The following is a 1,701-nucleotide window of genomic DNA, read 5'->3' as shown; positions in this document are numbered from 1 at the left end:
CAAGCTCACCGCGCTCGCCTTCACGGCCGCCGTCGATGATCCCGAGCGCTTTCGCAGGTCTCGCGACATCGGCGCCTATCTCGGCCTGGTGCCGCGTCGCTATCAATCGGGCGAGGTCGACTATACCGGCAGCATCTCAAAGTGCGGCGACCGGCGAACGCGATCGCTGCTCTACGAATCGGCGAACGTCATGCTGACGCGCTACAAAGGTCCGCTGAAGCTGAAGGACTGGGCGCTGGCGATCGCGGCGCGGTCTACAATGCGAAAGGCGCGGATCGCACTCGCCCGGCGGCTTGCGATCATCATGCATGCCATGCTCCGGCACGGCACCGAGTTCAAACCCGCGTAGCCGATCGGCAGCGAACCGGACAGGACAGGAGACCGAAACGAGCTCCCGAGCGGGAGCGACGCCCGAGGGAGGGAATGGATGACGGCGCCGATTCTGTAGCATGCGGTCGATCTGATCGGCCGACTGCGATTTCAACCAAGCCGCTCCATACCCAGCTGACCCCATCAAGTGCCCAGGAGCACGTAGAGAACGCAGGCACCCGAAAGCGTCGATAACGCTCCCAACCGAGCCGCCGCCCCTTGACCCATTAGAGAACACTATCGGCGCAACCGCGACCTCACCGTGGTCGCCGTCAGCGTCCGCTTCTTTGGTTGGTCGAAATAAGACCAGTGTATGATTCCACTGCCTGCGCAAATTCATCAACATAGCGTGCATCTACACATGGAGGTTCGCATGACGGGTGATTTGAGCAGCAGGTCCGCAGACGCGACAATAGTTGTACCGGTTGCGCCCATGAGGCAACAGGAGATCGACCATCGCATCGCGAACAGCCTTCAACTCATCTCCTCCCTCCTCTCCATGCAGGCCAGGGAAACGTGCGACCAACTGGTCTGCGATTCCCTGCGGGCTGCGGTGCGCCGCATCGATGCCGTGGCCGCCGTCCATCAGCAGTTATACCAATCGAGTTCGGCGCATACTCTCGACATCGAGCCCTATCTCCTCGAGTTAACTGCCAAGATCGAGCAAGGCTGTAGCGGCGGCGTGGCTCGCAAGCAGATCACCGCAGAAATCCAGTCGTTCGAAGTGCCGGCTGACTTTGCGAGTATGCTGGGTATTCTGATCAATGAGCTCGTCATAAACGCTTGCAAACACGCCTATGCTCCTGATGAGCCGGGCGACATCGACATTTGCTTGTTCTTCCTGAATCAATCCGAGTTTCGGATGGAGGTCAGGGACTATGGCATCGCGGATGTTCACAAAGCCCCGATAACGTCAGGCCTAGGTATGCGCATCATCGAAGCCATGAGCCGCAAGCTGAACGCCGTCCACGTGCATATCGCCGACGAGGAGGGCACCCGCTTTCTGATGCGCGGCACCGTCTTCCCCTCGAGGGTGTGATGTAGACCTGGCACCCAAACGAACGCCTTTCCGCCCGTCGGCGGCAGCGGTGGCACGCTGGCTTCACGATATGGTGCCCCCGTGCCCCGCAGCCGCTGTAAAGCAATCGCGAACGGCGCAGTAGCGACCGCAACAACTCACGGTGAACATCCATGGAACTCCATCAAGTTCGGTACTTTCTAGCTGTTGCGAGCACGCTGAATTTCACGCGTGCTGCGGAGATGTGCAACGTCACGCAACCGGCGCTGACCAAAGGCGTGCAAAAGCTGGAGCAGGAGCTTGGGGGTCAGCTT

At 60.1% G+C, this 1,701-nt stretch carries 3 protein-coding genes; all 3 read left to right on the top strand.

Annotation, left to right across the window (positions count from 1 at the left end):
• A partial coding sequence (locus G6N73_RS35490; RefSeq protein ID WP_165034511.1) for a transposase occupies window positions 1-349 on the top strand: 349 nt, incomplete at its 5' end.
• Window positions 350-742: 393 nt separating this feature from the next.
• Window positions 743-1,408 (top strand): sensor histidine kinase, encoded by a 666-nt coding sequence (locus G6N73_RS35485; protein ID WP_165034510.1) that lies wholly within the window; start codon window positions 743-745, stop codon window positions 1,406-1,408.
• Between the two features lie 152 nt (window positions 1,409-1,560).
• Window positions 1,561-1,701 (top strand): LysR family transcriptional regulator (locus G6N73_RS35480; RefSeq protein WP_165034509.1); only part of this gene is annotated, 141 nt, incomplete at its 3' end.

The organism is Allomesorhizobium camelthorni (assembly GCF_011045125.1).
In the GTDB taxonomy this organism is placed as follows: domain Bacteria; phylum Pseudomonadota; class Alphaproteobacteria; order Rhizobiales; family Rhizobiaceae; genus Allomesorhizobium; species Allomesorhizobium camelthorni.
Note: the sequence above shows the minus strand (reverse complement) of the source record. Positions and strands in the feature narration are given on the sequence as shown.